The organism is Pseudomonas sp. TE3910 (assembly GCF_056279025.1).
Genome location: NZ_JBWBQN010000001.1, coordinates 2,019,710 through 2,045,045 on the forward strand (window position 1 = coordinate 2,019,710; position 25,336 = coordinate 2,045,045).

27 protein-coding genes are annotated in these 25,336 nt (G+C 61.2%); 10 read left to right on the plus strand and 17 right to left on the minus strand.

The window, feature by feature from the left end:
* Positions 1-38: 38 nt before the first annotated feature.
* The gene (locus ACZ9H3_RS09075; RefSeq protein ID WP_065759893.1) at positions 39-1,010 is read left to right on the plus strand and encodes a magnesium and cobalt transport protein CorA; all 972 of its coding nucleotides are present in this window, start codon (positions 39-41) and stop codon (positions 1,008-1,010) included.
* A 9-nt stretch (positions 1,011-1,019) separates the two neighbouring features.
* Here ACZ9H3_RS09075 and ACZ9H3_RS09080 read toward each other — a convergent pair whose 3' ends face one another.
* Positions 1,020-1,748 carry an amidotransferase gene (locus tag ACZ9H3_RS09080; protein WP_065759892.1) on the minus strand — a complete coding sequence of 243 codons (729 nt, stop codon included), beginning with the start codon at positions 1,746-1,748 and terminating at the stop codon, positions 1,020-1,022.
* Between the two features lie 529 nt (positions 1,749-2,277).
* Between ACZ9H3_RS09080 and ACZ9H3_RS09085 the strand changes: the two genes are divergently transcribed.
* Complete coding sequence (locus tag ACZ9H3_RS09085; protein WP_476220438.1) at positions 2,278-3,081, plus strand: cytochrome c; 804 nt, start codon at positions 2,278-2,280, stop codon at positions 3,079-3,081.
* A 2-nt stretch (positions 3,082-3,083) separates the two neighbouring features.
* Here the strand turns inward: ACZ9H3_RS09085 and ACZ9H3_RS09090 are convergent, their stop codons facing one another.
* The 14 genes from ACZ9H3_RS09090 to aroC all read right to left on the minus strand — a co-directional run bounded on the left by ACZ9H3_RS09090 (position 3,084) and on the right by aroC (position 16,766).
* Entirely contained in the window at positions 3,084-3,881 is a 798-nt protein-coding gene (locus ACZ9H3_RS09090) for a transglutaminase family protein (protein ID WP_330523481.1), read from the minus strand.
* The gene (locus ACZ9H3_RS09095) at positions 3,878-4,828 is read right to left on the minus strand and encodes an alpha-E domain-containing protein (RefSeq protein WP_476220441.1); all 951 of its coding nucleotides are present in this window, start codon (positions 4,826-4,828) and stop codon (positions 3,878-3,880) included. The genes ACZ9H3_RS09090 and ACZ9H3_RS09095 overlap by 4 nt, the downstream gene beginning before the upstream one ends.
* Before the next feature lie 3 nt (positions 4,829-4,831).
* The gene (locus ACZ9H3_RS09100; protein WP_476220443.1) at positions 4,832-6,241 is read right to left on the minus strand and encodes a circularly permuted type 2 ATP-grasp protein; all 1,410 of its coding nucleotides are present in this window, start codon (positions 6,239-6,241) and stop codon (positions 4,832-4,834) included.
* Positions 6,242-6,425: 184 nt separating this feature from the next.
* Positions 6,426-6,758 carry a ribonuclease E inhibitor RraB gene (locus ACZ9H3_RS09105; RefSeq protein WP_065759887.1) on the minus strand — a complete coding sequence of 111 codons (333 nt, stop codon included), beginning with the start codon at positions 6,756-6,758 and terminating at the stop codon, positions 6,426-6,428.
* 248 nt (positions 6,759-7,006) lie between these two features.
* Positions 7,007-9,091: an LTA synthase family protein gene (locus tag ACZ9H3_RS09110; protein WP_476220445.1), complete on the minus strand. Its 2,085-nt coding sequence runs from the start codon at positions 9,089-9,091 to the stop codon at positions 7,007-7,009.
* A gap of 207 nt (positions 9,092-9,298) precedes the next feature.
* Positions 9,299-10,159 carry a polyamine aminopropyltransferase gene (gene speE / locus ACZ9H3_RS09115; RefSeq protein ID WP_065759885.1) on the minus strand — a complete coding sequence of 287 codons (861 nt, stop codon included), beginning with the start codon at positions 10,157-10,159 and terminating at the stop codon, positions 9,299-9,301.
* Positions 10,160-10,286: 127 nt separating this feature from the next.
* Positions 10,287-10,478: a PLDc N-terminal domain-containing protein gene (locus ACZ9H3_RS09120; RefSeq protein ID WP_099775484.1), complete on the minus strand. Its 192-nt coding sequence runs from the start codon at positions 10,476-10,478 to the stop codon at positions 10,287-10,289.
* A 70-nt stretch (positions 10,479-10,548) separates the two neighbouring features.
* A complete protein-coding gene (locus ACZ9H3_RS09125) occupies positions 10,549-11,079 on the minus strand; it encodes a hypothetical protein (RefSeq protein ID WP_065759883.1) in 531 nt (176 codons plus the stop codon).
* A 58-nt stretch (positions 11,080-11,137) separates the two neighbouring features.
* Positions 11,138-11,659 (minus strand): ankyrin repeat domain-containing protein, encoded by a 522-nt coding sequence (locus ACZ9H3_RS09130; RefSeq protein WP_476220449.1) that lies wholly within the window; start codon positions 11,657-11,659, stop codon positions 11,138-11,140.
* 944 nt (positions 11,660-12,603) lie between these two features.
* The gene (mtnC, locus tag ACZ9H3_RS09135; RefSeq protein ID WP_065759881.1) at positions 12,604-13,287 is read right to left on the minus strand and encodes an acireductone synthase; all 684 of its coding nucleotides are present in this window, start codon (positions 13,285-13,287) and stop codon (positions 12,604-12,606) included.
* Positions 13,288-13,298: 11 nt separating this feature from the next.
* The gene (locus tag ACZ9H3_RS09140) at positions 13,299-13,844 is read right to left on the minus strand and encodes a 1,2-dihydroxy-3-keto-5-methylthiopentene dioxygenase (RefSeq protein WP_065759880.1); all 546 of its coding nucleotides are present in this window, start codon (positions 13,842-13,844) and stop codon (positions 13,299-13,301) included.
* Between the two features lie 26 nt (positions 13,845-13,870).
* The gene (locus tag ACZ9H3_RS09145) at positions 13,871-14,491 is read right to left on the minus strand and encodes a methylthioribulose 1-phosphate dehydratase (protein ID WP_476220452.1); all 621 of its coding nucleotides are present in this window, start codon (positions 14,489-14,491) and stop codon (positions 13,871-13,873) included.
* Positions 14,488-15,636, minus strand: coding sequence for an MFS transporter (locus ACZ9H3_RS09150; protein WP_065759878.1), 1,149 nt, complete (start codon positions 15,634-15,636; stop codon positions 14,488-14,490). Before ACZ9H3_RS09150 ends, ACZ9H3_RS09145 begins: the two co-directional genes overlap by 4 nt.
* A gap of 38 nt (positions 15,637-15,674) precedes the next feature.
* Positions 15,675-16,766: a chorismate synthase gene (aroC, locus tag ACZ9H3_RS09155; protein WP_476220454.1), complete on the minus strand. Its 1,092-nt coding sequence runs from the start codon at positions 16,764-16,766 to the stop codon at positions 15,675-15,677.
* Between the two features lie 136 nt (positions 16,767-16,902).
* Between aroC and ACZ9H3_RS09160 the strand changes: the two genes are divergently transcribed.
* Entirely contained in the window at positions 16,903-17,862 is a 960-nt protein-coding gene (locus tag ACZ9H3_RS09160; protein WP_476220456.1) for an alpha/beta hydrolase, read from the plus strand.
* Between the two features lie 106 nt (positions 17,863-17,968).
* Positions 17,969-18,766 carry a hypothetical protein gene (locus ACZ9H3_RS09165; protein WP_065759875.1) on the plus strand — a complete coding sequence of 266 codons (798 nt, stop codon included), beginning with the start codon at positions 17,969-17,971 and terminating at the stop codon, positions 18,764-18,766.
* Between the two features lie 82 nt (positions 18,767-18,848).
* Here ACZ9H3_RS09165 and prmB read toward each other — a convergent pair whose 3' ends face one another.
* Entirely contained in the window at positions 18,849-19,757 is a 909-nt protein-coding gene (gene prmB / locus ACZ9H3_RS09170) for a 50S ribosomal protein L3 N(5)-glutamine methyltransferase (RefSeq protein WP_065759874.1), read from the minus strand.
* A gap of 187 nt (positions 19,758-19,944) precedes the next feature.
* On the opposite strand from prmB, the gene ACZ9H3_RS09175 reads away from it, so the two are divergent.
* The 5 genes from ACZ9H3_RS09175 to ACZ9H3_RS09195 all read left to right on the plus strand — a co-directional run bounded on the left by ACZ9H3_RS09175 (position 19,945) and on the right by ACZ9H3_RS09195 (position 22,581).
* Positions 19,945-20,535: a cysteine hydrolase family protein gene (locus tag ACZ9H3_RS09175; protein WP_065759873.1), complete on the plus strand. Its 591-nt coding sequence runs from the start codon at positions 19,945-19,947 to the stop codon at positions 20,533-20,535.
* Between the two features lie 68 nt (positions 20,536-20,603).
* Complete coding sequence (locus ACZ9H3_RS09180; protein ID WP_099775491.1) at positions 20,604-20,924, plus strand: hypothetical protein; 321 nt, start codon at positions 20,604-20,606, stop codon at positions 20,922-20,924.
* Between the two features lie 53 nt (positions 20,925-20,977).
* On the plus strand, positions 20,978-21,535 hold the full coding sequence (locus tag ACZ9H3_RS09185) for a Smr/MutS family protein (RefSeq protein ID WP_065759871.1): 558 nt from the start codon (positions 20,978-20,980) through the stop codon (positions 21,533-21,535).
* A 69-nt stretch (positions 21,536-21,604) separates the two neighbouring features.
* The gene (gene folE, locus ACZ9H3_RS09190; RefSeq protein ID WP_099775492.1) at positions 21,605-22,150 is read left to right on the plus strand and encodes a GTP cyclohydrolase I FolE; all 546 of its coding nucleotides are present in this window, start codon (positions 21,605-21,607) and stop codon (positions 22,148-22,150) included.
* A gap of 59 nt (positions 22,151-22,209) precedes the next feature.
* Positions 22,210-22,581 carry a glutathione S-transferase N-terminal domain-containing protein gene (locus tag ACZ9H3_RS09195; RefSeq protein ID WP_099775493.1) on the plus strand — a complete coding sequence of 124 codons (372 nt, stop codon included), beginning with the start codon at positions 22,210-22,212 and terminating at the stop codon, positions 22,579-22,581.
* A 790-nt stretch (positions 22,582-23,371) separates the two neighbouring features.
* Here ACZ9H3_RS09195 and ACZ9H3_RS09200 read toward each other — a convergent pair.
* Positions 23,372-23,974: a glutathione S-transferase family protein gene (locus ACZ9H3_RS09200; protein WP_065759868.1), complete on the minus strand. Its 603-nt coding sequence runs from the start codon at positions 23,972-23,974 to the stop codon at positions 23,372-23,374.
* A gap of 147 nt (positions 23,975-24,121) precedes the next feature.
* On the opposite strand from ACZ9H3_RS09200, the gene ACZ9H3_RS09205 reads away from it, so the two are divergent.
* Positions 24,122-25,315, plus strand: coding sequence for a benzoate/H(+) symporter BenE family transporter (locus ACZ9H3_RS09205; protein ID WP_099775494.1), 1,194 nt, complete (start codon positions 24,122-24,124; stop codon positions 25,313-25,315).
* Positions 25,316-25,336 lie beyond the last annotated feature (21 nt).

Here is a 25,336-nt window from a genome sequence, read left to right on the forward strand (position 1 = left end):
TACCAAGCTGACAGGATCACCTGAAGAAGCGAGCAGTCATGGGACGAGTCGTTGCAGCCGCGGTGTACAGCGCCGGCAGAAAAGTTACGTCAATCGAACTGGACGAAGGCAGCCACTGGGCCAGCAAGCCAGGGCACTTTGTCTGGATCGGCCTGGAAGAGCCTGATGCGCAGGCGCTGGCCAATCTGCAGCGCCAGTTCAACCTGCACGAACTGGCCATTGAAGATGCCCTGGAAAAACACAGCCGGCCGAAGCTGGAAACATTCGGCGACGCGCTGTTCATCGTGACGTATTCGCCCGTGCGCCACGAGGGCAAGCTGGAGTTCATCGAGACGCACATCTTCGCCGGCAAGGGGTACATCATCACCTGCCGCAATGGCCACTCGAAGTCCTACGCGCTGGTACGCCAACGCTGCGAAGCCCGCCCGCTGCTGCTGGAGCATGGCGAGGACTTCGTCCTCTACGCCCTGCTCGACTTTGTCACCGAAAACTATCAGCCAGTCAGCGAAGCGATTCACGGCGAAATCGAAGAGCTGGAACAGAGCGTACTGAGTGGTGCACTCAACGAAGACGACATCAAGCGCCTGCACGGCCTGCGCCGGGACATTCTGCGCTTGCGTCGCTATGTGGCGCCGATGGTCGAGATCAGTGAGGAACTGCAACGCCTGACGTTCCCGTTCATCGACAAGAACATGCGCCCGTACTTTCGAGATGTGCAGATTCACGTGACCCGGCAGATGGAAGACCTGGCCGGTATTCGTGACATCGCCAGCCAGACCATCGAGATCGGCATGCTGCTGGAGTCATCGCGGCAAAGCATCGTCCAGCGCAAGTTCGCCGCCTGGGCGGCGATACTGGCCTTCCCCACCGCCGTGGCCGGTATCTACGGCATGAACTTCCAGAACATGCCTGAGCTTGGCTGGCAGTACGGCTACTTTGCCGTACTGGGGGTGATCACCGTAGGCTGCTCCGCACTCTTTGCCAGTTTCAAGCGCTCCGGCTGGCTCTGAGGTGCACCCTCAGGCCGTCGTGCCTTCGGGCTTATGGGCCACGAAGCGCATCATCCATTCGGCCACGGTTTCACCCTGGTGCTCGCTGGACAGGCTGGCCAGCCCTTGCCGATAGACCTCATCGCCCAGGTGCTGCTGACGCAAATCAAGCAGCGCCCGTGAGTAATCGTGAACGAACTCGGGGTGCCCCTGGAAACACAGCACCTGATCGTCGATGTGATAGGCCGCATACTGGCAGAACTCGCTGGACGCGATCAGCGTGGCGTTTTCCGGCAACCGGGTGACCTGGTCCTGATGGCTGATCAACAAGGTCAGGTCTTCGATCGCCGGGGTCATCCACGGCTGCTGTGCGTTCAGGCGATAACGGTGAATACCGACGCCCCAGCCCTGCGTCGCACGTTCGGTCTTGCCCCCCAACAGCAGCGCCAGCAACTGATGACCAAAGCACACGCCAAGCAACTTGTCGCCACGCTGGTAGCGCTCAAGCAAAAAAGTCTTGAGGGTTTGAATCCAGGGATCGCTGCCAAACGAATCGGCCTTGCTACCGGTAACCAGGTAAGCATCGAACGATTGCTCATCGCTGGGGTACTCGCCGTTCATTACGTTATACAGGCTGAACTCGGCGGCGATGGGTTGGCGGGCAAACAGTTGCTCGAACATCCGGCCGTAGCCCTGAAACTGCTCGACCAGTTCCGGCCGCAGGACGTCGGTTTCAAGGATGCAGATGCGTAGCGACATAGAGATAGTCCCGAACGACAAAGGCGAAATGCGTGCTAGAGCCTGCCGCGATTAAGGCCTGTAAGCAAGTAGAATGCACTGACGAACGGTCATGCAGACTGGATCCACCGACGAACTGCACGCACGTGTCTAGCAAGGGCGATCATCATGGCATGGCAAAACGCCTGATAGCCAAAGCAAAGATTCTAAACGCTGGAAATACCAAACCGTTCTAAAAGATGGGTGACGTTGACCCTAAGGTTAGTTGTATACCCACTTTCAGCAGGTTTGTGTCGGCGCCTGGCAGGCCCGAAATCACACGTAAAACCTTCGACAGGGAAGCCACTCGGCATTCAGGAATAACAACAAAAAGGCAGTCAGCCATGTTCAAGCACACGAAAGTACGTCAGGCAGGGCTCATCCTCTTTGCCACTACCCTACTCTTGATTCTGCCGAATCTATCGCGGCTGTTCGGCTGAGCGACGCGCACGCCTCAGGAACCTATCAGCCGTAGTGTATGCTGCCGGTCTCATTGGTTGGAGACTGTTCCATGCGACGCTGCCTTGCCCTGCTGTTTGCCGTGCTGAGCCTACCGTTACAGGCCGCTCAACTGGTTCTGGAACTGGGTGATGCGCCGATCAACTGGCAAACCGAAGACTTGCTCAAGCACCCGCAAGCGCAGTCGATCAGCATCGCGGACGATGTTTCCTACAAGAAAGCCATGCACTACCGCGCCATCCCCCTCAGCACCCTGCTGACCGGAGTTTCGGCACAGGATCACCTGCAGGCAGTTGCGCTGGACGGCTTCGCCGCCGAGATGCCAGCGGCGCCACTGCTCGCCAAGGGGCCAGCACGGGCCTGGCTGGCCATTGAGGACCCCGCCAAACCCTGGCCGGGCCTCGGCAAAGGCAAACCAAGCGCAGGCCCCTTCTACCTGGTATGGACGAACCCGCAGGCAGGTCATATCAGCCCTGAACAGTGGCCTTTCCAGGTTGCCAGCATTCGCCGCCTGGACGCCGTCGCCGAACGCTTCCCGGCCATGCGCCCCGCACCTGGGCTTGCAGACAATAGCCCGGTCAACCTCGGCTTTACCGTGTTCCAGAAAAACTGCCTGGCCTGCCACACGCTCAACGGCGCCGGCGATGCACAGTTTGGCCCGGACCTGAACCTGCCCTACAACCCGACCGAGTACTTCCACCTCGACCACCTGCGCCGCTACATCCGTGACCCGCAAAGCCTGCGTCAGTGGCCACAGGCGAAAATGCCCGGCTTCAGCAGCAGTGTGCTCAGCGACGGCGAGCTTGACGCCCTGCTCGCCTATCTCCAACACATGGCCGGGCGCAAGCAGCCCTAGGGCTATTGCTGCTGCGCGCCGAGGGTCGGGGTGACCAGCACCTTGGCGTGCATCTGCTCAAAGCCACCACCCCGACGCATGCCGCGCACCGGGCACGCGTCCAGATAATCCAGGCCGACCGCCAACTTCAGGTGCCGTTCGGGGCGCTGCAGTTGGTTGGTGACATCAAAGCTGTACCAGCCATTGTCCAGCCAGGCCTCTGCCCAGGCATGGCTGGCCAGGTGCTGGCTGTCGCTGTCGAACAAGTAGCCAGACACATAACGTGCCGGAATGCCAAGGCTGCGGGCGCACGCCAGGAACGCGTGGGCGTGGTCCTGACAGACGCCCGCACCACCTGCAAACGCTTGCGCGGCACTGGTCTCCACCGCCGTCGCCCCGGGGGTATAGGCAATGCGCTCGTGCAATCCCTGCATCAGGTCAATCAGCGCGGAACGATCACGGCGCTTGCGGCATTGGCGCTCGGCAAATGCGCGCAGTGCTTCGTCGGCCTCGGTCAACCGCGTGAAACGCAAGAACGGCAGTGCCGAACCCGCCTCATGTTCAACCTCGAACTGCTCGTCGATCTCCACCTGCCCCCGAGCCCGGATAATCAATTCGGAATGCGGTTCATCCAGGCTCAACACGTGCAGGATATTGCCGAATGGGTCTACTTGCGCCCGTGCCGGTCGTGGCAGGTCGAGGTGCCAATTGAACACCTGCTGCCGCTCGGTGTCGTGTGGGGTCAGGCGCAGGTACTGGATGCTGGTGCGTACCGGGTCTTCATAGTGATAGGCGGTTTCATGACTAATGGTCAGTCTCATACGACCTCCAGGTAAGCGCTGTGAATGGCGTTGCCCAACTGGCGTACCAGCGGGATGTAGTCGCTCAACCAAGGGTGCAGGCCCGCATCGAGGATTTCGTCGATACCGGTGTAGCGCAGGCGCGCATCCACCTCGGCAGCCAGGCGCTGTGCCGGACGGCCGTTGGCGCCAGGCAGGCTGGCCAGGATCTGGTCGATCTCTTCAGTGCAAGCCCTTAACGAACGCGGCACATCCGCACGCAGCAACAGTAACTCGGCCACATGCCGCGCCGCAGGTGCATCGCGGTAGATCTCGGTGTAAGCCTCGAAAGACGACAGGGCCCTGAGCAAGGCGCTCCACTGGTAGTAACCCCGGGCCGAGCTGTCACTGACCGCATCGGCTTCATCACCAAGCACTTCATAGCGGGCGTCGAGCAGGCGCAACGTGTTGTCGGCACGCTCGATAAAGGTGCCCAGCCGGATAAAACGAAAGGCATCGTTGCGCATGATGGTGCCGTAGGTAGCACCGCGAAACAGGTGTGAGCGCTCCTTCACCCACTCACAAAAACGGCTCAGGCCATAACGCCCTACGCCCTGCTCGGCAATGCCACGGATTTCCAGCCAGGCCGCATTGATGTTCTCCCACATGTCGGCGGTAATTCGCCCACGAACCGCATGCGCACAGGCCCGTGCCGAGCCAAGACAACTGTAGATACTGGCCGGGTTGCCCTGGTCCAGGGCGAAATGCTGCAACAGTCGCTCGGCGTGCAGTTCGCCATGACGTTCGAGGTAGTCATCAAGGGTGCCCGTGATCAGCAACGGCATCGCCAACTCATCAAGGCCGCCTCCACGGCCGTCCTGCGGCATCAGTGACAGTGAATAACTGACATCAAGCATCCGCGCGAGGTTCTCCGCCCGCTCCAGATAACGCGACATCCAATACAGATCCGAGGCCGTTCTACTCAACATGATTCAATCCTCAACGACCCAGGTGTCCTTGGTACCGCCCCCCTGGGACGAGTTGACCACCAGCGAGCCCTCACGCAGCGCCACCCGGGTCAAACCACCGGGCACCACGCGGGTTTCCCGGCCGGACAAGACGAAGGGACGCAAATCGATATGCCGTGGGGCAATGCCGTTCTCGACAAAGGTCGGACAGGTCGACAACGACAACGTCGGCTGCGCGATGTAGGCCGCAGGGCGCGCTTTGATCCGCGCCGCAAAGGCTTCGAGTTCGGCACGGCTGGCGGCAGGCCCGACCAACATGCCGTAGCCGCCCGAGCCCTGGGTTTCCTTGACCACCAGCTCCGGTAAATGCGCCAGCACATGGGATAACTCAGCCGGTTTGCGGCATTGCCAGGTCGGCACGTTCTTCAGAATCGGCTCCTCGTCCAGATAGAAACGGATCATGTCGGTGACATAGGGGTAGATCGACTTGTCGTCGGCGACCCCGGTACCAATTGCGTTGGCCAGTACCACGTTGCCGCAGCGGTAGGCAGACAACAGGCCGGGCACGCCCAGCATTGAGTCAGGGTTGAAGGCCAGCGGATCGAGGAAGGCATCGTCCAGGCGCCGGTAAATCACATCGACCGCCTTGGGGCCGTCCGTGGTGCGCATGTACACACGCTCGTCCCGTACAAACAGGTCCGCGCCTTCGACCAGTTCCACGCCCATTTCACGGGCGAGAAAAGCATGCTCAAAGAAGGCACTGTTAAAACGACCGGGGGTCAACACCACAACACTGGGGTTATCCAGCGGGCTGGAACTTTTCAGGGTGTCGAGTAACAGGTTCGGGTAGTGATCGATCGGGGCAATGCGTTGAGCGGCGAACAACTCCGGGAACAGGCGCATCATCATTTTGCGGTCTTCGAGCATGTAGCTCACACCGCTGGGGGTACGCAGATTGTCCTCGAGTACGTAGTAGCTGCCGTCGCTGTCGCGCACCAGATCGACCCCGGAGATATGCGCGTAGAGATCACGGTGCAGATTCAACCCCTGCATTGCCAACTGATACTGCTCGTTGGCGAGCACCTGCTCGGCCGGAATGACGCCGGCCCGCAGAATGCGCTGATCATGGTAGAGGTCGGCGAGAAACAGGTTGAGGGCCTTGACCCTCTGGATGCAGCCCCGTTCGATCACGCGCCACTCAGCGGCGGGAATACTACGGGGAATGGTGTCGAACGGGATCAGGCGTTCAGTGCCTTGCTCATCGCCATAGAGGGTGAACGTAATACCGGCACGATGAAACAGCAGGTCGGCTTCCCGACGACGCTGTGCCAACAGTTCCGGCGGGGTCTCGGCCAGCCAACTGGCGAATCCGCTGTAGTGCGCTCGGACTTCACCGTTGCCGGCATACATTTCGTCATAAAAGCTGCGGATCATGCCGAACTCCTTGTCATCCGGACCAAGACGTCATCGCAAGCCCCGTGCCATCGGCATAAATGCTTTTATTTCAAGTGGTTATAGAAGCGAGGGAAAAACACCGCACCAGAGCAGTGCGAGATACACCGTCAACCGGGCGACGGCGCCTCATTGCGAGGCAGTGCCCGGCTGACGGTCGATGGGCTCAGGCCAGCAAACGCTCTTGCTTGACCCCCCAGCCTTGAACCTCACCACCCAGCGGTGCGATCACCGCCTCAAAGCCCTGTTCGAACTCATCGATGCCGCCATGGGTGGCATACATCACCTTGCTCAACTCCAGATGCCAGCCGCCATCTGCACATTCACAGACCTGTGCATTGAGCGACTCGCCGCGGAATTTCCCGGCTGCTCTGCGGGCACGCTCCTCATCGGGGAAAACGGCATAGAACTCGATGGGGTGGATACGGGCAAAGTCGAACCCGCCTTCCTTCATGCTGCGCAAGACATTAATGCTGATGTCATCATATTGGCTGCTCATGAATCGTCCTCCGCAAATACCGATGGATTAACCTTCAGTGCGTGACGCTATCGCCCACAGTAGAGGCGCGGGCCTTCGAGCTAGTGATCAAGACAGGGCCGGGAAGCGTGAATCAGGTAGACCCTGAGTGCATCCTAGCGCTTGCGCAGCGCTCGTGCCAACCGATGTAAGTCGTATCGACACATCAAAAAACAAAAGCCCCGATAAATCGGGGCTTTGGTCAAACAGGCATCACGTAGTACCGGTGATCAGTCCGGCATGCCGTGAACCACACCGGCGGTGTTGTCCAGCAGGCTCTTGGTCGCCGTCTGGATGAACGACTCCAGCTTGCGCGTCAGTTCAGCCTGGTCCGGGCTTTCGATTCGCTCGGCCTTGAACTCGCGACCCAGTTGGTAGCGGTACATGCGTGGCGACATGTCCTTGGACTCGATCAGAATCCGATCACCCGTTACCAGGCCAACGGTCTGCTCGCTACCCGACGGTTTGATCATGCCAAAACCCTGGTCGCCTTCCGGCAGGTTAAGCAGGTCACGCCCCCAGCACTGATGACGGGTTTCGCCACCGAGGCGACCCATGATGGTCGGCACGATATCGATCTGGGTACCCACGGTGTGGCTGACCGCACCGAACTTCTCCTGGATACCCGGCGCAATGAGCAGCAGCGGTACGTTGAAGCGGCTCAGGTCGAGTTCGGTGACCTGCTGGTTGTTGCCGAAACCATGGTCGCCAACAATAACGAACAAGGTTTCCTTGAAGTACGGCTCTTTGCGCGCCTTCTCGAAGAACTGACCCAATGCCCAGTCGGAATAACGCATGGCGGTCAGGTGCTCGTCGAGACGACCCTGGCCCGTCACAGGCTCTACCGGCAGGTTTTTCGGCAACGCGTACGGCGTGTGGTTGGACAGGCTTTGCAGCAAGGCATAGAACGGTTTCTTGCCATAGTTTTTCGCCAGTTCTTCAGCACCACGGTCGAACATGTCCTGGTCAGAAACGCCCCAGGTAGGGTCGGAGAATACTGGATTGACGAAATCGTTACGGCCAATGAAAGTGGTCATGCCCTGGTTGCTGAAGAACCCGGACTGGTTGTCCCAGGCGAAGTCGCCGTTATAGACATAGACGTCATCGTATTTGCGTGCACTGAGCAGCGCTGGCAAACCCGACAGTTTGTGGCTGCCTTCAGGCGTCTGCATCAGGTATTCGAAACCTGGCAGGTTGGGGAAGCAGCCCATGGTGGCGAACATACCCTGGTGGGTATGGGTGCCGTTGGAGAAGAAACGGTCGAACAGCAACCCTTCCTTGGCCAGTTTGTCGAAGTACGGCGTAATGTTGGTGGTGGCACCCAGCGCACCCACCGAATGCCCGGCGAAGCTTTCCAGCAGGATCACCACGACGTTCTTGATCGGCAGGGTTTTCTCGACTGGCGGGGTGAACTCACGGCGCACAGCCGCTTCATCGGCATCGACCAGCTTGTCGTGAGGCGTCAGCAACATGCTGCGCACGGTCTCCTGCGCTTCATCCTGCGGCAGGGTGGCCTTCCAGATGTTGTCACGCTCTTCGGACATCCGGCTCTTGGCAGCGGTGATCAGGGTCAGCGTACCGTTCAGGCCCAACTGGTTGGCAAAGTTCGAATCGGTGGTGTAAGCGTCGCCCCAACGCATCGGCGGGCCTTGACGCAAGGTACCGCGTGCGGCAACCACGGCCACCAACAGCACCATGAAGAACACGCCGCCGCGCACATACCAAGGCGCTACGCTACGCGCACCGGCCACACTGCTGCCGTATACGCCACGAGGCCGCGTCATGCGGTCGACACCTTTGAACAGCAGGCTCAGCAACCAGGTCCCGAAGGCCCAGGCCAACAGGTAACGTACGACAGGGAAGCCGTACCACAGCATGCTCAGTACGGTCTTCGGATCTTCCTTGACGTACTGGAAGACCAATCCGTTAAGGCGCTGGTGGAATTCACGGTAGAAGTCCATCTCCATCAGGCCGAGGAACATGGCCACACTGGCGGTCACGGTCAACCAGAAACGGAACAGGCCGCGTGCGGCCATCGCCCGAACACTCAACAGTGCCAGCATCAGCGGAATGCAGAGGTACACCACCAGGCGCAGGTCGAAACGCAGGCCGTTGGCGAACGCCTCAGCCAACGTCGAGACCGGGGTGTTGCCGATCTGATCGCTGTTGTAAACCAGCAGCGCCAGCCTCACCAGGCTGAGCATCAGCATGATCACCAGGCCGCTCAGCAGCGTATAGGCCAGGTGCGATTTGACGGTCGGTTGCAGCGCGCGCGAAGCAGCACGCTGATGACTCAAGGCGTCCGTGTTAGCCATGAATAGGAAGATCCCAAAGATTCAGATTTGAAAGAAACGAAGAGCAAAATAACAAGCCTGCCCTAAACAACCGGGCACTGGGGAGCCATTCGTCGAACAGGCATTTGAGCGCACGAATTGTCGGCAATCGAATGTGAAAATTCTGTTCAGAAACTTGCCACGCTTCATGAAATCGACTACGGCGCCCTAAGGCGCCGTAGTGCAGCATCAATCGTTGCTGGGCTTGTTTACAGCCTGCAGCACGTATTGCGGCAAGGCAAACGCACCGATGTGAATCTCCGGGTTGTAATAACGCGTAACGATTCCACTGCCGGCGAAACGCTGACGCAGGGTTTCCAGCGGCAGTTTGCGGTAACTGGTGTTGGTAGCGCCCCACGCGAAGGTCATTGCACCGCCGATGTAGGTCGGTACCGCGGCCTGGTAGAAGTGCCAATCGGCGAACAGGCTGCGCATGCGGCTTGCGGTGGTTTGAACTTCAGACAACTGCATGAACGGCGTGCCGTTCTGAGTGACCAGAATACCGCCGTCGTTCAGGCAACGGTGGCAGGCCTGGTAGAAGTTCTCGGAGAACAGCACCTCTCCCGGACCAATCGGGTCAGTGGAGTCGGAGATGATGACGTCGAACTTCTCTTCGGTGGTGGCGACGAACCGCATGCCGTCATCAATGACCAGATTCAGGCGCGGGTCATCGTAGGCGCCCTTGGAGTGCTCCGGCAGGAACTCCTTGCACATGTCGACCACGGTACCGTCGATCTCGACCATGGTGATGTGCTCGACGCCACGGTGCTTGGTCACTTCACGCAACATGCCACCGTCACCGCCGCCGATGATCAGTACGCGCCGCGCAGTGCCATGGGCCAGGATCGGGACGTGGGTGAGCATCTCGTGGTAGATGAACTCATCGGCCTCGGTGGTTTGGATCACACCGTCCAGCGCCATCACGCGCCCCATGCGCGGGTTCTCGAAAATCACCAGGTGCTGGTGCTCGGTACGAACCTCGTGCAGCAGCTTGTCCATGCGAAAGCGCTGGCCATAGCCTTCGTACAACGTCTCCAGGTAGTCGCTCATTGCGGGACCTCCAATAAAAGCGGCTGACAACGGGCGCAAACGCACCCGCCATAGAAAAGGGCGCAGTGTACGTTGTCGATCATGACAGGTCGAATATTCGTCGAGGTACCGCAGGCCGCGCAGGCACCTACAGACGGACATTGCCCCGGGGGCCGGCAATCGCCCAGATGATCAGGCCCAGCACCGGCAACAGCAGGATCAGCAGCACCCAGAGCACCTTGGGCCCGGTCCCTACGCTGCTTTTAATCACGTTGATGATTGCCCAGATGTCCAGGGCCAGGATGATCAGGCCAAGAAAGCCATTAAATGTCGAACCCATGATGCCGCTCCTGTGACGGGATGTGCCACTGAGCATAGCCAGCGCTCAACACCCTGGTGTCCACACCGACTTAAACGTGCAAGGCCAGCCGCAGTGCTTCAAGCGACGGCGCGGCGGAAATCCCGACTTCGGCAGACAACTCAAGCACCCGCTCCAGGTCGTTGCCGTAAACCAGCACGACCTGCAATTCATCGTCGAGCGGCTCACTGAAGTCGAGCAACACATAGCCGCCCGCCTCTTTGTTCATGCTGCTCATCTGGATCTGGATGCGGTTGAGTGCGGTCAAGGCTTCAGTCTTGGCCAATTGCTTGGGCTTGATGTTGAACGCCACATCGGGGCCGAAGGAGGCGACGATCTGGGCGAACAGGTCCTGGTAGCTGTCAGCCTGGAACAGCACGGTGTCCGGCAGGCTGCCCACCACAACCCATTCACCCAGGGGAATCGGGAAGGTGTCGTCGTAGTTGATATCGGGGTTGGCGGCCAGAAACCCGGCTGGATCGGCATACGCCTGAGCGGCTTCGTCAGCGATCCGCTCGATGTCATCCTCACGCAGGCAGCCGGAGCTGATTTTGCCGATGAGTTCGACCAGTTGGTTTTTCATGAGGGGCCCCTTACGACGATAAAAGGCGCCAAGGATAACGGTAAACACCCACCGAGGGTTAGCCGGCCAGCGCTTGCAACTGCGTCACGGCGTCCTGTGCGCCCATGGCCTGGGCTGCGCCTAATGCAGTCATGCCCTTGGCATCTGCACGTTTGGGGTCGCCCCCCTGTGCCAGCAGATAGTCCACGATTGCGGTTCGGTTGAACATCGCCGCCATCATCAATGCCGTACGACCATCAGCCGTCGCCGCCTCGACGCTGGCGCCCTGCTCCACCAGCAGTTGCACCATGGCCAGGTCGCCCTTGAATGCGGCGCCGGCAAGCGGCAGTTGGCCATTGTTGTTGGCGACGTGCGGATCGGCACCGTACTGCAACAACACACGCACCGCCTCGACATGGCCATGGTAGCTGGCAAGCATCAACAGGCTATCGCCTTTGTGGTTGCAGAGATTGGCCGGCAGCCCCTGCTGCAACAAGCGCTCAAAAGCAACGGCATCACCTTGACGGGCGCAATCGAAAACCTGCTCGGCAAAGGCAATGGCTTCGTCGTTGAGTTGTTCGCAAGTGAGTTGGTCGGACATGGGGGGCTCCTGGCTGCCGGAAAAGCCCAAGTCTTGGCCAGCACGGGCTGGGGGTCAAAGCGGAATAACGCATTGATGCAACAGAAGAAATCTATTGGTACGCAGGGGTGCCCGCGAGTTCGCGGTGGCTGCATCGCGGGCAAGCCCGGCTCCTACAGGCTGCGCGGGCTCTGTTGGAGCTGGCTTGCCTGCGATGGCGTCGGTGGGGTGTCCGTGAGTGCGCGGTGGCTGCATCGCGGGCAAGCCCGGCTCCTACAGGTTGCGCGGGCTCTGTTGAAGCTGGCTTGCCTGCGATGGCGTCGGTGGGGTGCCTGTGAGTGCGCGGCGTTTGTATCGCGGGCAAGCCCGGCTCCTACAGGTTGCGCGGGCTCTGTTGGAGCTGGCTTGCCTGCGATGGCGTCGGTGGGGTGCCTGTGAGTGCGCGGCGTTTGTATCGCGGGCAAGCCCGGCTCCTACAGGTTGTGCGGGCTCTGTTGGAGCTGGCTTGCCTGCGATGGCGTCGGTGGGGTGCCTGTGAGTTCGCGGTGGCTGCATCGCGGGCAAGCCCGGCTCCTACAGGTTGCGCGGGCTCTGTTGGAGCTGGCTTGCCTGCGATGGCGTCGGTGGGGTGCCTGTGAGTGCGCGGCGTTTGTATCGCGGGCAAGCCCGGCTCCTACAGGTTGTGCGGGCTCTGTTGGAGCTGGCTTGCCTGCGATGGCGTCGGTGGGGTGCCCGTGAGTTCGCGGTGGCTGCATCGCGGGCAAGCCCGGCTCCTACAGGCAGGCTTGCCTGCGATGGCGTCGGTGGGGTGTCAGTGAGTTCGCGGCGGCTGCATCGCGGGCAAGCCCGGCTCCTACAGGCAGGCTTGCCTGCGATGGCGTCGGCGGGGGTGCCTGTGAGTGCGCGGCGTTTGCATCGCGGGCAAGCCCGGCTCCTACAAGCAGGCTTGCCTGTGATGCAAAGCGTCAGAACTGGTTTACGTCGATCAAGGCGAAGCTGACTACATTGCTGTGGCCCGCCAGTTCCCCACCCTGGCGTACCAGCCCGCAGGTCGCCATGCCGGCCTGCTGAGCCGCATCCAGTTCTTCGACGATGTCCGAGAGGAACAGGATCTGCTCTGCCGGCAAATCAATCGCCTGGGCGATGGTGCGGTAGGATTGCGCCTCGCGTTTACCACCGGACGTCGTGTCGAAATACCCGCTGAACAGCGGGGTCAGGTCGCCGGCTTCAGAGCAGCCGAAAATCAGCTTCTGCGCCTGAATGGAGCCCGAGGAGTACACGTACAGGGCATAGCCTTCCTGATGCCAGCGCTTGAGCGCTTCAACCGCATCCGGGTAGACATGGCCCTTGAGCAGCCCCGCCTGATAGCCCTCGGCCCAGACCATGCCTTGCAACGCCTTGAGTGGCGTGGCCTTGCGGTCTTCAGCAATCCACTGCAGCAAGATTTCAATTACCCGCTCAACGTCAGCAGCGGGCTCATTGCTGTCGGTGCGCACAGCCTGCAATTGGGCCGCCACGGCAGGCTCAGCCGCATGGGTACGGACAAAATCGGGCAGGTGCCTGGCCGCGAACGGAAACAGCACGTCGAAGACAAAACTCACCGCGCTGGTAGTGCCTTCAATGTCGGTGAGGATGGCTTTGATAGTCATGCAGGCTCCGGTCAGTCGTCGATACGCGGGAATTGATCGGCGATTTTGTCGCCAGTGAACTGCGCTACCCAACCTTCAGGGTTGTTGAACAGGCGAATGGCAACGAAATGCGGGTTCTCGCCCATGTCAAACCAGTGAGGGGTGCCAGCCGGCACCGAGATCAGGTCGTTCTTCTCGCAGAGCACGGCGTAGACATACTCGTCGATGTGCAGGGTAAACAGGCCTCGCCCGGCGACGAAAAAGCGCACTTCGTCTTCCGCATGGCGGTGTTCATCCAGAAACTTGGCACGCAGTTCGGCCTTCTGCGGGTGATCACTGTTCAGGCTCACCACATCGACGGTGATGTAGCCGCACTCGGTCATCAGCTTGTCGATCTGGGCCTGGTAGGCCGCAATCACCTCTTCCTGGCTAGCGCCCGGCTGGATCGGCGCATTGGCGGCCCAACGCTCGAAACGCACGCCCTGCTCTGCCAGGGTCGAGGCGATGTCCTCAACGTGGGTCAGCACCTTGTTCGGGATGTCCGGGGTGGACTGGTGGTACACGGTCAGGCTGCTCATCAGGGGCAACTCCTAGTTGTAGCGACTCAACGACCGGTAACCGATCGCACTTTCAATTCACACTCGAAGAGGAATTCGAAGGCTTCGACCTGACGCAACGCATCACTCATGCGCGGGCCCCAGGTGTACAGGCCATGGCCACGGATCAGGTAGCCGACGCAGTCGGGGTGCGCCTCAAGCCAGGGCTGAACCTTGGCCGCCAGGCGGGCGATGTCCTGATCGTTCTCGAAAATCGGCACCTGCACCGTCGACTCGTGGGTCGAGATACCACTGAAGGCTTTCTGCAGTTCATAGTCTTCGAACACCAGGTAGTCCCCAGCGGTCACTCGTGACAGCACCGTGGCATTGACCGAGTGGGTATGCAGCACGGCCCCGATGTCTGCCCGCCAGGCGTACAACTGGGTATGCAGCAAGGTTTCCGCCGAGGGTTTCTTGCCCGGCTCCAGGCTATTGCCAGCGAGGTCGGTGGCCAGGACATCGTCCATGCCCAGCTGACCTTTGTGCTTGCCGGAGACCGTCAACAGCGCCTGATCCGCCGCAAGGCGGGTGGAATAGTTGCTGCTGGTGGCCGGCGACCAGCCACGGCCATAAAGAAAGCGCCCGGCTTCGATGATTTCCAAGGCCAATTGTTCACGGGTAAGGCTCATGCCCTGTCCTCTTTCATTCGAGTCGCAATGATAACGGCTGCCGCCACGGCAGCGACGCTGGCAATACTAAAGGTTGTAGTGGGGCCCAACGCATTCCAGCTGTAGCCCGAGTACAAGGCACCCAATGCGCCACCGGTGCCGGCCAATGCGGCATACAACGCCTGCCCCTGCCCTTGCTGGCGCGCCCCGAAGCTGCGCTGCACGAAGGCGATGGCCGCAGCATGAAAACTGCCGAAGGTGGCCGCGTGCATCAACTGCGCGACCAGCAACACGGCCAGGTGCTCGGCGTACTCGCCCAGCAGCATCCAGCGTAACGCTGCCAACAGGAAACTGGCCAGCAGCACCCGGCGCAACGACACCCGCGCCATGATCCAGCTCATGGCCAGAAACATCAGCACCTCGGCCACCACGCCCAACGACCAGAGCAGGCCAATGGTGCCACGGCTGTACCCCAGGCGCTCAAGGTGCAAGGTCAGAAAGGTGTAATACGGCCCATGGCTCAATTGCATCAGGGCCACACAGGTATAAAAAGCCAGCACGCCGGGGCGAAGCAATTGCCGGATAAACCCCTCGCCAGCATCGCGCACATGCTGCCCGGGCGGGTGTGCATTGGGCACCCACAGGCTGGCCAGGACGATACCGGCCATGATCACTGCCAGCGCCACCGGGTAGATATCCAGGCTGAGCCATTCGAACAAGCGGCCCAGCCCCGCAACCGTCAGGATAAAGCCGATTGAACCCCACAAGCGGACCTGGCTGTAGCGTGCGGTCTGCCCCTGCAGGTGTGCCAGGGTAATGACCTCGAACTGCGGCAGCACCGCGTGCCAGAAGAACGCATGCAGGGCCATCACCAACGCCAGCCAGGCGTAGCTCTTATCGATGAAGATCAGCGAAAAACTCGCCAGCGTCGACAACGCACCAAGCCGCACGATCAGCAGGCGCTGGCCGGTGCGGTCCCCCAGCCAGCCCCACAGATTCGGCGCCACGCAGCGCATCAGCATGGGGATGGCCACCAGCTCGCCGATCCGCGCACTGGAAAACCCCAGGTGATCGAAGTACAGCGCCAGGAATGGCGCTGTCGAACCGAGCAAGGCGAAATAGAACAGATAGAAGCTGGACAGTCGCCAGTAAGGGATCGGCGCCACGGCTCAAACGGCCATGGCGCGATCGAACACTCGGGGCATTACAACTGGCCCAGCACCGGCGTGCTGACCTTCACATCGGCATTCTGCCCACGGTGACGCAGCAGGTGGTCCATCAGCACGATGGCCATCATCGCCTCGGCAATCGGGGTGGCACGGATGCCTACGCAAGGGTCGTGGCGCCCTTTGGTGATGACGTCGACCGGGTTACCGTCGATATCGATCGAACGGCCCGGGGTGGTGATGCTCGACGTTGGCTTGAGCGCCAGGTGCACGACAATCGGCTGACCCGAGGAGATCCCACCCAGAATGCCGCCAGCGTTGTTGCTGAGGAAACCTTCCGGGGTGAGCTCGTCGCGGTGTTCGGTACCGCGCTGGGCCACGCTGGCGAAGCCCGCACCGATCTCCACACCCTTGACTGCGTTGATGCTCATCAGTGCATGAGCCAGCTCGGCGTCCAGGCGATCAAAGATCGGCTCGCCCAGGCCAGGCATGACGCCTTCGGCGACAACGGTGATTTTCGCCCCGACCGAGTCCTGGTCGCGACGCAGCTGGTCCATGTAGGCTTCCAGCTCTGGCACTTTGTCCGGGTCTGGGCTGAAGAACGCGTTCTGCTCAACCGACTCCCAGGTCTTGAAGGGGATTTCAATCGGCCCCAACTGGCTCATGTAGCCACGAATGGTGATGCCCTGGCTGGCCAGGTACTTCTTGGCGATGGCACCGGCGGCCACCCGCATCGCGGTTTCGCGCGCCGAGCTGCGGCCACCGCCACGGTAGTCACGTACACCGTACTTGTGGTGGTAGGTGTAATCGGCATGCGCCGGGCGGAACAGGTCCTTGATCGCCGAATAGTCCTTGGACTTCTGGTCGGTGTTGCGGATCAGCAGGCCAATTGCGCAGCCGGTGGTACGGCCCTCGAAAACGCCGGAGAGGATTTCGACTTCGTCGTCTTCCTGGCGTTGCGTGGTGTGGCGGCTGGTGCCAGGCTTGCGCCGGTCCAGGTCGTGTTGCAGGTCGGCCAGCGAAAGCTCGAGGCCCGGCGGGCAGCCGTCGACAATGGCGACCAACGCCGGACCATGGCTTTCGCCAGCGGTGGTGACAGTGAACAGCTTGCCATAGGTATTGCCGGACATGCAGGACGCTCCGCGAATCAGCCTGATTTGAACAAGGCCGCCAGTATACGCAGGCTCACCGGCGAGTTCATCCCTGTTGGCGAACCTTCTAGCCCGGCGTGTGTCCAACTTTCATCTCTCCAGCAGCGGCCCTGTAATGTTACGCGCCCTCACCCTGCTTCTTCTGTGCCTCAGCAGTCTCGCCCAAGCGGCGGCCCCAAGCGTTCTACAGCGGCCCCTGGACCTCGATACAGGCGCCGGCATCTTGCGCGGCAGCCTGCTGCTGACCCGCAGCGAGCGACCGCCGCCCGTGGTGTTGATCATTGCCGGCTCAGGCCCGACCGACCGCGATGGCAACAACCCCAACGGGGCTCACACCGACAACCTCAAGCGCCTGGCGCTGCTGCTCGCACGCAACAATATCGCCAGCGTGCGCTATGACAAACGTGGCGTTGCCGCCAGCCTGGAGGCGACACCCGACGAACGTGACCTGAGCGTCGAGGGTTATGTGGCCGATGCCGTAGCCTGGGGCCGTGCGCTCAACGCCGACCCACGCTTCGGCCCACTGGTGCTGCTGGGCCACAGCGAAGGTGCATTGATCGCCAGCCTCGCGGCCGAACCGGCCGGGGCCAGTGCAGTAATTTCAGTGGCTGGCAGCGGGCGCCCGGTGCATGACGTGCTGCATGCCCAGATTGCCGAGCGCGTACCTGATCGTTACCAAACACGGGCCCAGGCGATCATCGACCAGCTCAAAGCCGGCCGTACATCGAGCGACGTGCCCCCGCCCTTGCAGGACATTCTGCGCCCCAGCGTTCAACCCTATTTGATTTCACTGTTCCGGCAAGACCCGGCAGCCGCCTTTGCCCGTCTGAAAATCCCGGCGCTGATCGTGCAAGGCAACCATGACGTGCAGGTCAGTGTCGACGATGCCCTGCGCCTGAAGGCCGCCAAACCCGATGCCGAACTGGCACTGATCGAGGGCATGAACCATATGCTGCGGATCGCCCCGGCTGACGTGCACCAGCAACAGCAAAGCTACCTCAACCCGGCGCTGCCACTGGCCAGCGCACTGGGCGAGAGAATCGTCGAGTTTATTCGTCGATTGCCGGCAGCTTGAGCAGAAGTTCCGGAAAAATGCACTCCAGTCCAGGCCAACCCTGCCGATAAGCCGGTGCTGGCATCCAAATTACGGCCAGCCTGCTGCGCACAAGAGGATTGCCGTGATGACCGATGTCCCACCCCAGGATGCCCCCGAAGCAAGCGCCGAAACGGTCGCTCCAGAACCTGCCCCGCTGCCGTGGGAAGACCTGAAGCCGGAGCACTTTCGCATGCTGCGCCTGGCCCCACTGCCGACCGACCGGGCCACCGGTGCGCGGCCCTTGCGTTTCGTCCAGTACGGCTATGCCGAACGGCACAGCAAGACGCACAGCCTGCTGCGCATGGAGATTCGTCTGCCTGGGCAAAAAGTGCGCAAGGAGCAGAATCGCCTGGACATCCGCGTCGACCATGAGACGCACCACGTGAGCTTCGGCCCTGACAGTGGCCTGCAGATGGAGCCCCTGAACCGTGGCCTCGGACGTTTTCTGCTGGCTCAAGGGGTGCAGTGGGCACAACAAAAGTGGTCGCACTACCGGATCGAGGGTGCGGCACTCCCGAGCAAGGACGCGCTGAACGAAGACACCCGCCAACGCCGTGACCATGTGCTGAAAAACGTCGGGCTGGAGGTCGAGTACGCCGATGTCCAGCACATGAAAGGCCGCTACCTGGAAGTGCAGGTGGGTGAGCTCAAGGGTGGCTGGAACAACGAGAAGGTCCAACAGGTCGAGATCATCGAGGCTGCGGGCATGCTCCAGCAGGCCGAACAGACCCTGCAGGAAAAAGAAACGCAACTGCGTGAGCGGGACGAGCGCGTGAACAAATACAAGCGCGAGGACAGCGGCCTGCGCTTCACCATCACCTGCCTGGTCGCCTTCGCCGTGTTCCAGGCCGGGCTGCTGATCTGGATTGCAACCCAACGCTGACAACCTGCAGGTGCTATCGCTGGCAAGCGCCCCACCGTACTTGTGGGGTTTGGCTTGCCAACGATACAGACGCCGCTAGCGCTTACACCCGCGAAGCAAACAGCGCCTGATGCTCACGGCACTGCTGCGCCGTCAGCATGAATACGCCGTGACCACCGCGCTCGAAGTCCAGCCAGGCAAAATCCACCTCGGGGTACAAGGCCGACAGGTGCACCTGGCTGTTGCCCACTTCGACAATCAACAAGCCCTTCTCGGTCAGGTGATCCGCCGCTTCAGCCAGCATCCGCCGGACCAGGTCCAGGCCATCGTCGCCACAGGCAAGGCCCAGCTCAGGCTCATGGTGGTACTCCTGCGGCATGTCGGCGAAGTCTTCGGCATCGACATACGGCGGGTTGGACAGGATCAGGTCGAAACGCTGACCCGGCAGCCCCTCGAAGCCATCGCCCTGAACTGTAAAAACCCGCTCTTCCAGGCCATGACGCTCGATGTTCTGATTCGCGACTTCCAAGGCCTCGAAGGACAGGTCGGCCAGCACCACTTCAGCGTCCGGGAACACTTCGGCACTGACGATACCAATGCAGCCAGAGCCGGTGCACAGGTCAAGAATGCGCTGCGGCTCTGCCGCCAACCACGGCTCGAAACGCTTTTCGATCAACTCGCCAATGGGTGAGCGCGGAATCAGTACACGCTCGTCGACGATGAACGACATACCGCAGAACCACGCCTCACCCAACAGGTAAGCCGTCGGAACGCGGTCTTCGATACGACGCTTGAGCAGTGCCTGAAGGTGCGCCACTTCCTCGTCTTCGAGGCGGCAGTCAAGGTAGCTGTCGGCCACTTCCCATGGCAGGTGAACTGCGCCCAGCACCAGCAGGCGCGCCTCGTCCCAGGCGTTGTCGGCGCCATGGCCGAAGAACAGCTCCTTCTCGTGAAAACGGCTGACAGCCCAACGAATATGGTCGCGCAGGGTGCGCAGGCGGGAAGTGGTCACGGTAGACTCCTAGAGAAACGACCGGCGATTCTAACAGCCTGGCCAGGAATATGGCTGCCCATGACGTTTTAAGCGATTGGCCAACATGGCTGCAGGCCACTAACCACGCCGCTTGTACGCTAAGCGATTCACATCTGCGTCCAAGCAGGGGAGAATAGGCGAAAAGCCCTATCCAAAGGAGCCCCTGATGTCCGTTCCAATGACGATGTTCCACCTCAGCGGTCGCGGTTATCCGCCGGCCAAGCTGAGTAACGCCAGCCTGGTGATTATCGATGCGCAGAAAGAGTACCTGAGTGGTCCTCTGGCGCTGTCAGGCATGGACGAAGCCGTGGCCAACATCGGCAAACTGCTCGACGCGGCGCGCAAGGCCGGCCGACCAGTGATTCACGTACGCCACCTCGGCACGGTTGGCGGCCTGTTCGACCCACAGGGCGAACGTGGCGAGTTCATCCCCGGCCTCGAGCCACAGGGCGATGAAGTCATCATCGAAAAACGCATGCCTAACGCGTTCAAGAACACCAAGCTTCATGAGGAACTGCAGAAACTCGGTCATCTGGACCTGATTGTCTGCGGCTTCATGAGCCACTCCAGCGTCAGCACCACCGTACGTCGGGCCAAGGACTACGGCTACCGCTGCACCCTGGTCGAAGACGCCTGCACCACCCGCGACCTGCCCTTCAAGGGCGGCGTGATACCCGCAGCGCAGATCCAGCAAAGTGAAATGGCGATCATGGCCGACAACTTTGCCTGCGTGACCCAAGTCGCTAGCCTGATTTGACCTGACAGCTGGCGGAACCACATCGGTACTTTCAGGTCGAAGGCCCGATATCCATAGAGGAAATCGGAATGAAGTTATCCGATGGTTTCGACGCCAAGCGCCTTCGCTCACGCGAACCGCGTAATTGGTCAATGCGTTTTGCGGCTGCCTTTTCGGCCCTGCTGGCGACCCTTGGCGTACTGCTGGCGATGGCTGGCACCGCCAGCCTGTTGGGCCATGCACCGGCCTTGGGCGAGCTGGCCAACAACCGTGCCGCGGCGGCTGTCATCGTCGGCGCGGGCGTGTTGCTGCTGTGGCTGGGCGTATGGCTGTGGCGCCGTTGCCGGGCACGGCTGCGGCGTGGCCGGGAGCTGAACCTGGCGCCACACTTGATGAAAAAGCACGATTGAATTAACGAGACGCGGGGAGTCGCGTAAACTGCGCCGCCCAGGCGGAGGCTTACATGCAAGACGACGATTTTTCCCTGTTCAAGAGCGAAGTGCGCGGCGTCAAGCCGATCAAGCATGATCGCGCCGAAATTGGCAAACCCAAGGCCGACCGCAAGCAATTGGCCGGCCTGCGCCAAGCGGCGACCGTGCGCAGCGACCAGACAATAGTCGATGGGCTCTCCGACCAGTTCGTGATCGATGTCGGCCCGGAAGATGACCTGCACTGGAGCCGTGACGGTGTCCAGGAAAGCCAGATGCGCAAGCTCAAGCTTGGGCAGATCGCCTTTGAGGGCAGCCTCGACCTGCATGGCATGAGCGTGGAAAAAGCCCGGGAAACCCTCTGGGACTTCCTCGCCGAAGCCACCCGCTTCGAGGTGCGCTGTGTACGGGTCACCCACGGCAAGGCGGTACGCCTGGATGGCAAACGGCCAATGATCAAGAGCCACGTCAACACCTGGCTGCGTCAACATCCGCAGGTGCTGGGTTTCACCTCCTGCCAGGCCCGTCACGGCGGCACTGGCGCGGTGTATGTCATGCTCAAACGTACCATGCTCGAAGGACGCGACGAGTAAGCTGTGCTTGCAGCGCCGCCGCCGCCGCCGTACCCTTCGCGTTTGCGATTATTCCCCACAGGTAGATCCATGTCCCTGGAACAGAACTACACCGCGATCCTCGGCCAACTGGGCGAGGATGTCTCCCGCGAGGGCCTGCTCGACACGCCCAAGCGTGCCGCGAAGGCCATGCAGTACCTTTGCCGCGGTTATTCCCAAACCCTGGAAGAGGTGACCAACGGAGCGCTGTTCAGCTCCGACAACAGCGAAATGGTCCTGGTCAAGGACATCGAGCTGTACTCGCTGTGCGAGCACCACCTGCTGCCGTTCATCGGCAAGGCGCATGTCGCCTACATCCCGTCTGGCAAGGTCCTGGGCCTGTCGAAAGTCGCGCGTATCGTCGACATGTACGCCCGCCGCCTGCAGATCCAGGAAAACCTCAGCCGCCAGATCGCCGATGCTGTCCAGCAAGTGACTGGTGCCCTCGGCGTGGCCGTGGTCATTGAAGCCAAGCACATGTGCATGATGATGCGCGGCGTAGAAAAGCAGAACTCGTCCATGGTCACCTCGGTGATGCTGGGTGAGTTCCGCGAAAATGCCGCCACCCGCAGCGAGTTCCTCAACCTGATCAAGTGATCGGTTGTACACCTTCAAGCCGACCTCACGGGGTCGGCTTTTTATTGTGAGATGCCGTCATGATCGTCAAAGCCCTTCGCATTGGCCTCGGCCAACTGATCGTCGTTCTCGACCTGATCACCCGCCCGCGCAAACTCAAGCGTGACCCGGCCGCACAAGCCAAGATCGAACAGCATGCAAAAGGCCTGAGCCTGTATCAGTTCCACGCCTGCCCCTTCTGCGTGAAGACCCGCCGCACCCTGCACCGCCTGAACGTGCCAGTGGCCCTGCGTGATGCAAAGAACGACGAACAGCATCGCCAGGCCCTGCTTGAAGGTGGCGGCAAGATCAAAGTACCGTGCCTGCGCATCGAAGAAGACGGCAAGACCACCTGGATGTATGAATCCAAGGCGATCATCGCGTACCTGGATCAGCGCTTCTCAGCAGCCTGAGGCGACGCCATCGCAGGCAAGCCTGCTCCAACAGACCCCGCGTAACCTGTAGGAGCCGGGCTTGCCCGCGATGCAGGCACCGCGAACTCACTGTCACCGCGCCGACGCCATCGCAGGCAAGCCAGCTCCAACAGACCCCACGTAACCTGTAGGAGCCGGGCTTGCCCGCGATACAAACGCCGCGCACTCACGGACACCCCACCGACGCCATCGCAGGTAAGCCTGCTCCAACAGACCCCACGTAACCTGTAGGAGCCGGGCTTGCCCGCGATACAAACGCCGCGAACTCACTGACACCCCACCGACGCCATCGCAGGCCAGCCTGCTCCAACAGAGCCCGCGCCAGCCTGTAGGCGCCGGGCTTGCCCGCGATGCAACCGCCGCGAACCCACGGGCACCCCACCGACGCCATCGCAGGCCAACCTGCTCCAACAGAGCCCGCGCAGCCTGTAGGAGCCGGGCTTGCCCGCGATGCAGGCCCCACTAACCCACTGACACCCCACAAACGCCATCGCAGGCCAGCCAGCTCCAACAGAGCCCGCGCCAGCTGTAGGAGCCGGGCTTGCCCGCGATGCAGACGCCGCGAGCTCACTGACACCCCACCGACGCCATCGCAGGCAAGCCTGCCCCAACAGGCCCCGCGCAACCTGTAGGAGCCGGGCTTGCCCGCGATGCAGACGCCGCGAACGCACTGACACCCCGCCGTCGCCATCGCAGGCAAGCCTGCTCCAACAGAAAACCCACATGCCCTGCGCGGCCCACCGTGGCAGGCGACGCGACTTCAGGACAGTTAGCCCAGCATGGTCACATGGCGCGGATGGCTGGCCACGCGCTTGAGCCATGCCTGGATCGCCGGGTAACCAGAAAGGTCGAAGCCGCCTTCATGGGCGACATGGGTGTAGGCATACAAGGCCACGTCGGCAATCGAATACTCATCGCCCACCAGATAAGGCGTTAGCTGCAGCTGCTTCTCCATCACCCGCAGGGCCTTGTGCCCGCCTTTTTGCAGCTTCTTGTACTCGTCCAGCCGGTCTTCAGGCAGCCTCAGGTAGAACTGGATGAAACGCGCCACGGCCAGGTAAGGCTCATGGCTGTACTGCTCGAAAAACTGCCATTGCAGCACCTGGGTTCGCAGGCGCGGCTCGGTGGGCAAATACTCCGTACCGTCCGCGAGGAAGTTCAAAATGGCGTTGGACTCCCACAGGCAGGTGCCGTCCTCAAGCTCCAGCACCGGCACCTTGCCGTTAGGGTTCTTGGCAAGAAACTCGGGGGTCTCGGTGTCGCCACTGAGGATGTTGATGGGGTGCCACTCATAGGGCAGGTTCAGCAGGTGGAGCATCAGCTTGATCTTGTAGCAGTTGCCCGACTGGTAATCACCATAGACCTTGTACATTTCCCCTCCCCTTTTGAGTGCTGAAACGAAACTGTCTGCAATAGTTGGTGACTGTACGGCCAAATGCAACGATTGCTGTACTGCAAACATCGCGGTAGTGCAGGTTAGTCTGAAAAATCTGCTTACACACGAACAAGGACTGCCCGCATGACCGACGCCACTTCTGCGCACCTGCGCCCACTGGCCGATTCTTCACCCTCCGCAGTGGTCGCCGGCTTTATCGCCATGCTCACCGGCTACACCAGTTCATTGGTGTTGATGTTCCAGGCGGGTCAGGCGGCTGGGCTTAGCAGCGGGCAGATTTCTTCCTGGATCTGGGCCCTGTCGATTGGCATGGCGGTTTGCAGCATCGGCCTGTCGTTACGCTACCGCACACCGGTGACCATCGCCTGGTCAACCCCGGGGGCAGCATTGTTGATTACCAGCCTGGGCGGCGTCAGCTATGGCGAAGCCATCGGCGCCTACATCACCTGCGCAGTGCTGGTGGTGATCTGCGGCCTGACCGGGAGCTTCGAGCGCTTGGTCAAGCGCATCCCTGCCTCGCTGGCGTCGGCCTTGCTGGCGGGCATTCTGTTCAAGATTGGCAGCGAGATTTTCATTGCAGCCCAGCACCGCACCCTGCTGGTACTGGGGATGTTCTTCAGCTACCTGGTGATCAAGCGCCTCTCGCCTCGCTATGCGGTGCTCGCGGCCTTGCTGGTGGGTACGGCGCTGTCCGGCGCCCTTGGCCTGCTGGACTTCAGCGGCTTCAGCCTGGAAGTGGCAACGCCGGTGTGGACAACCCCGTCCTTCTCACTCGCCGCCACCATCAGCATTGGTATCCCGCTGTTTGTCGTCGCCATGACGTCGCAAAACATGCCAGGTGTTGCCGTGCTGCGCGCCGATGGTTATCAAGTGCCGGCCTCGCCACTGATCACGGTCACCGGCCTGGCCTCGCTGGTGCTAGCACCATTCGGCTCGCACGGCATCAACCTCGCAGCGATCAGCGCGGCGATCTGCACCGGCCCGCACGCGCATGAAGACCCGAGCAAGCGCTACACCGCCGCCGTCTGGTGCGGGATTTTCTACGGTATTGCCGGGGTATTCGGGGCGACGTTGGCGGCCTTGTTCGCGGCGCTGCCCAAGGAGCTGGTGCTGTCGATTGCCGCCCTGGCGCTGTTTGGCTCGATCATGAACGGGTTGACCGTGGCCATGAACGAAGCCAAGGAGCGTGAGGCAGCACTGATCACCTTTATGGTCACCGCCTCGGGCTTCACGCTGTTTTCCGTGGGTTCGGCGTTCTGGGGGATCGTGGCCGGGGTGCTGACGCTAATGATTCTGAACTGGCGCAAGGCCGCCTGAGCGCAGCGGCCTTAGGTGGGC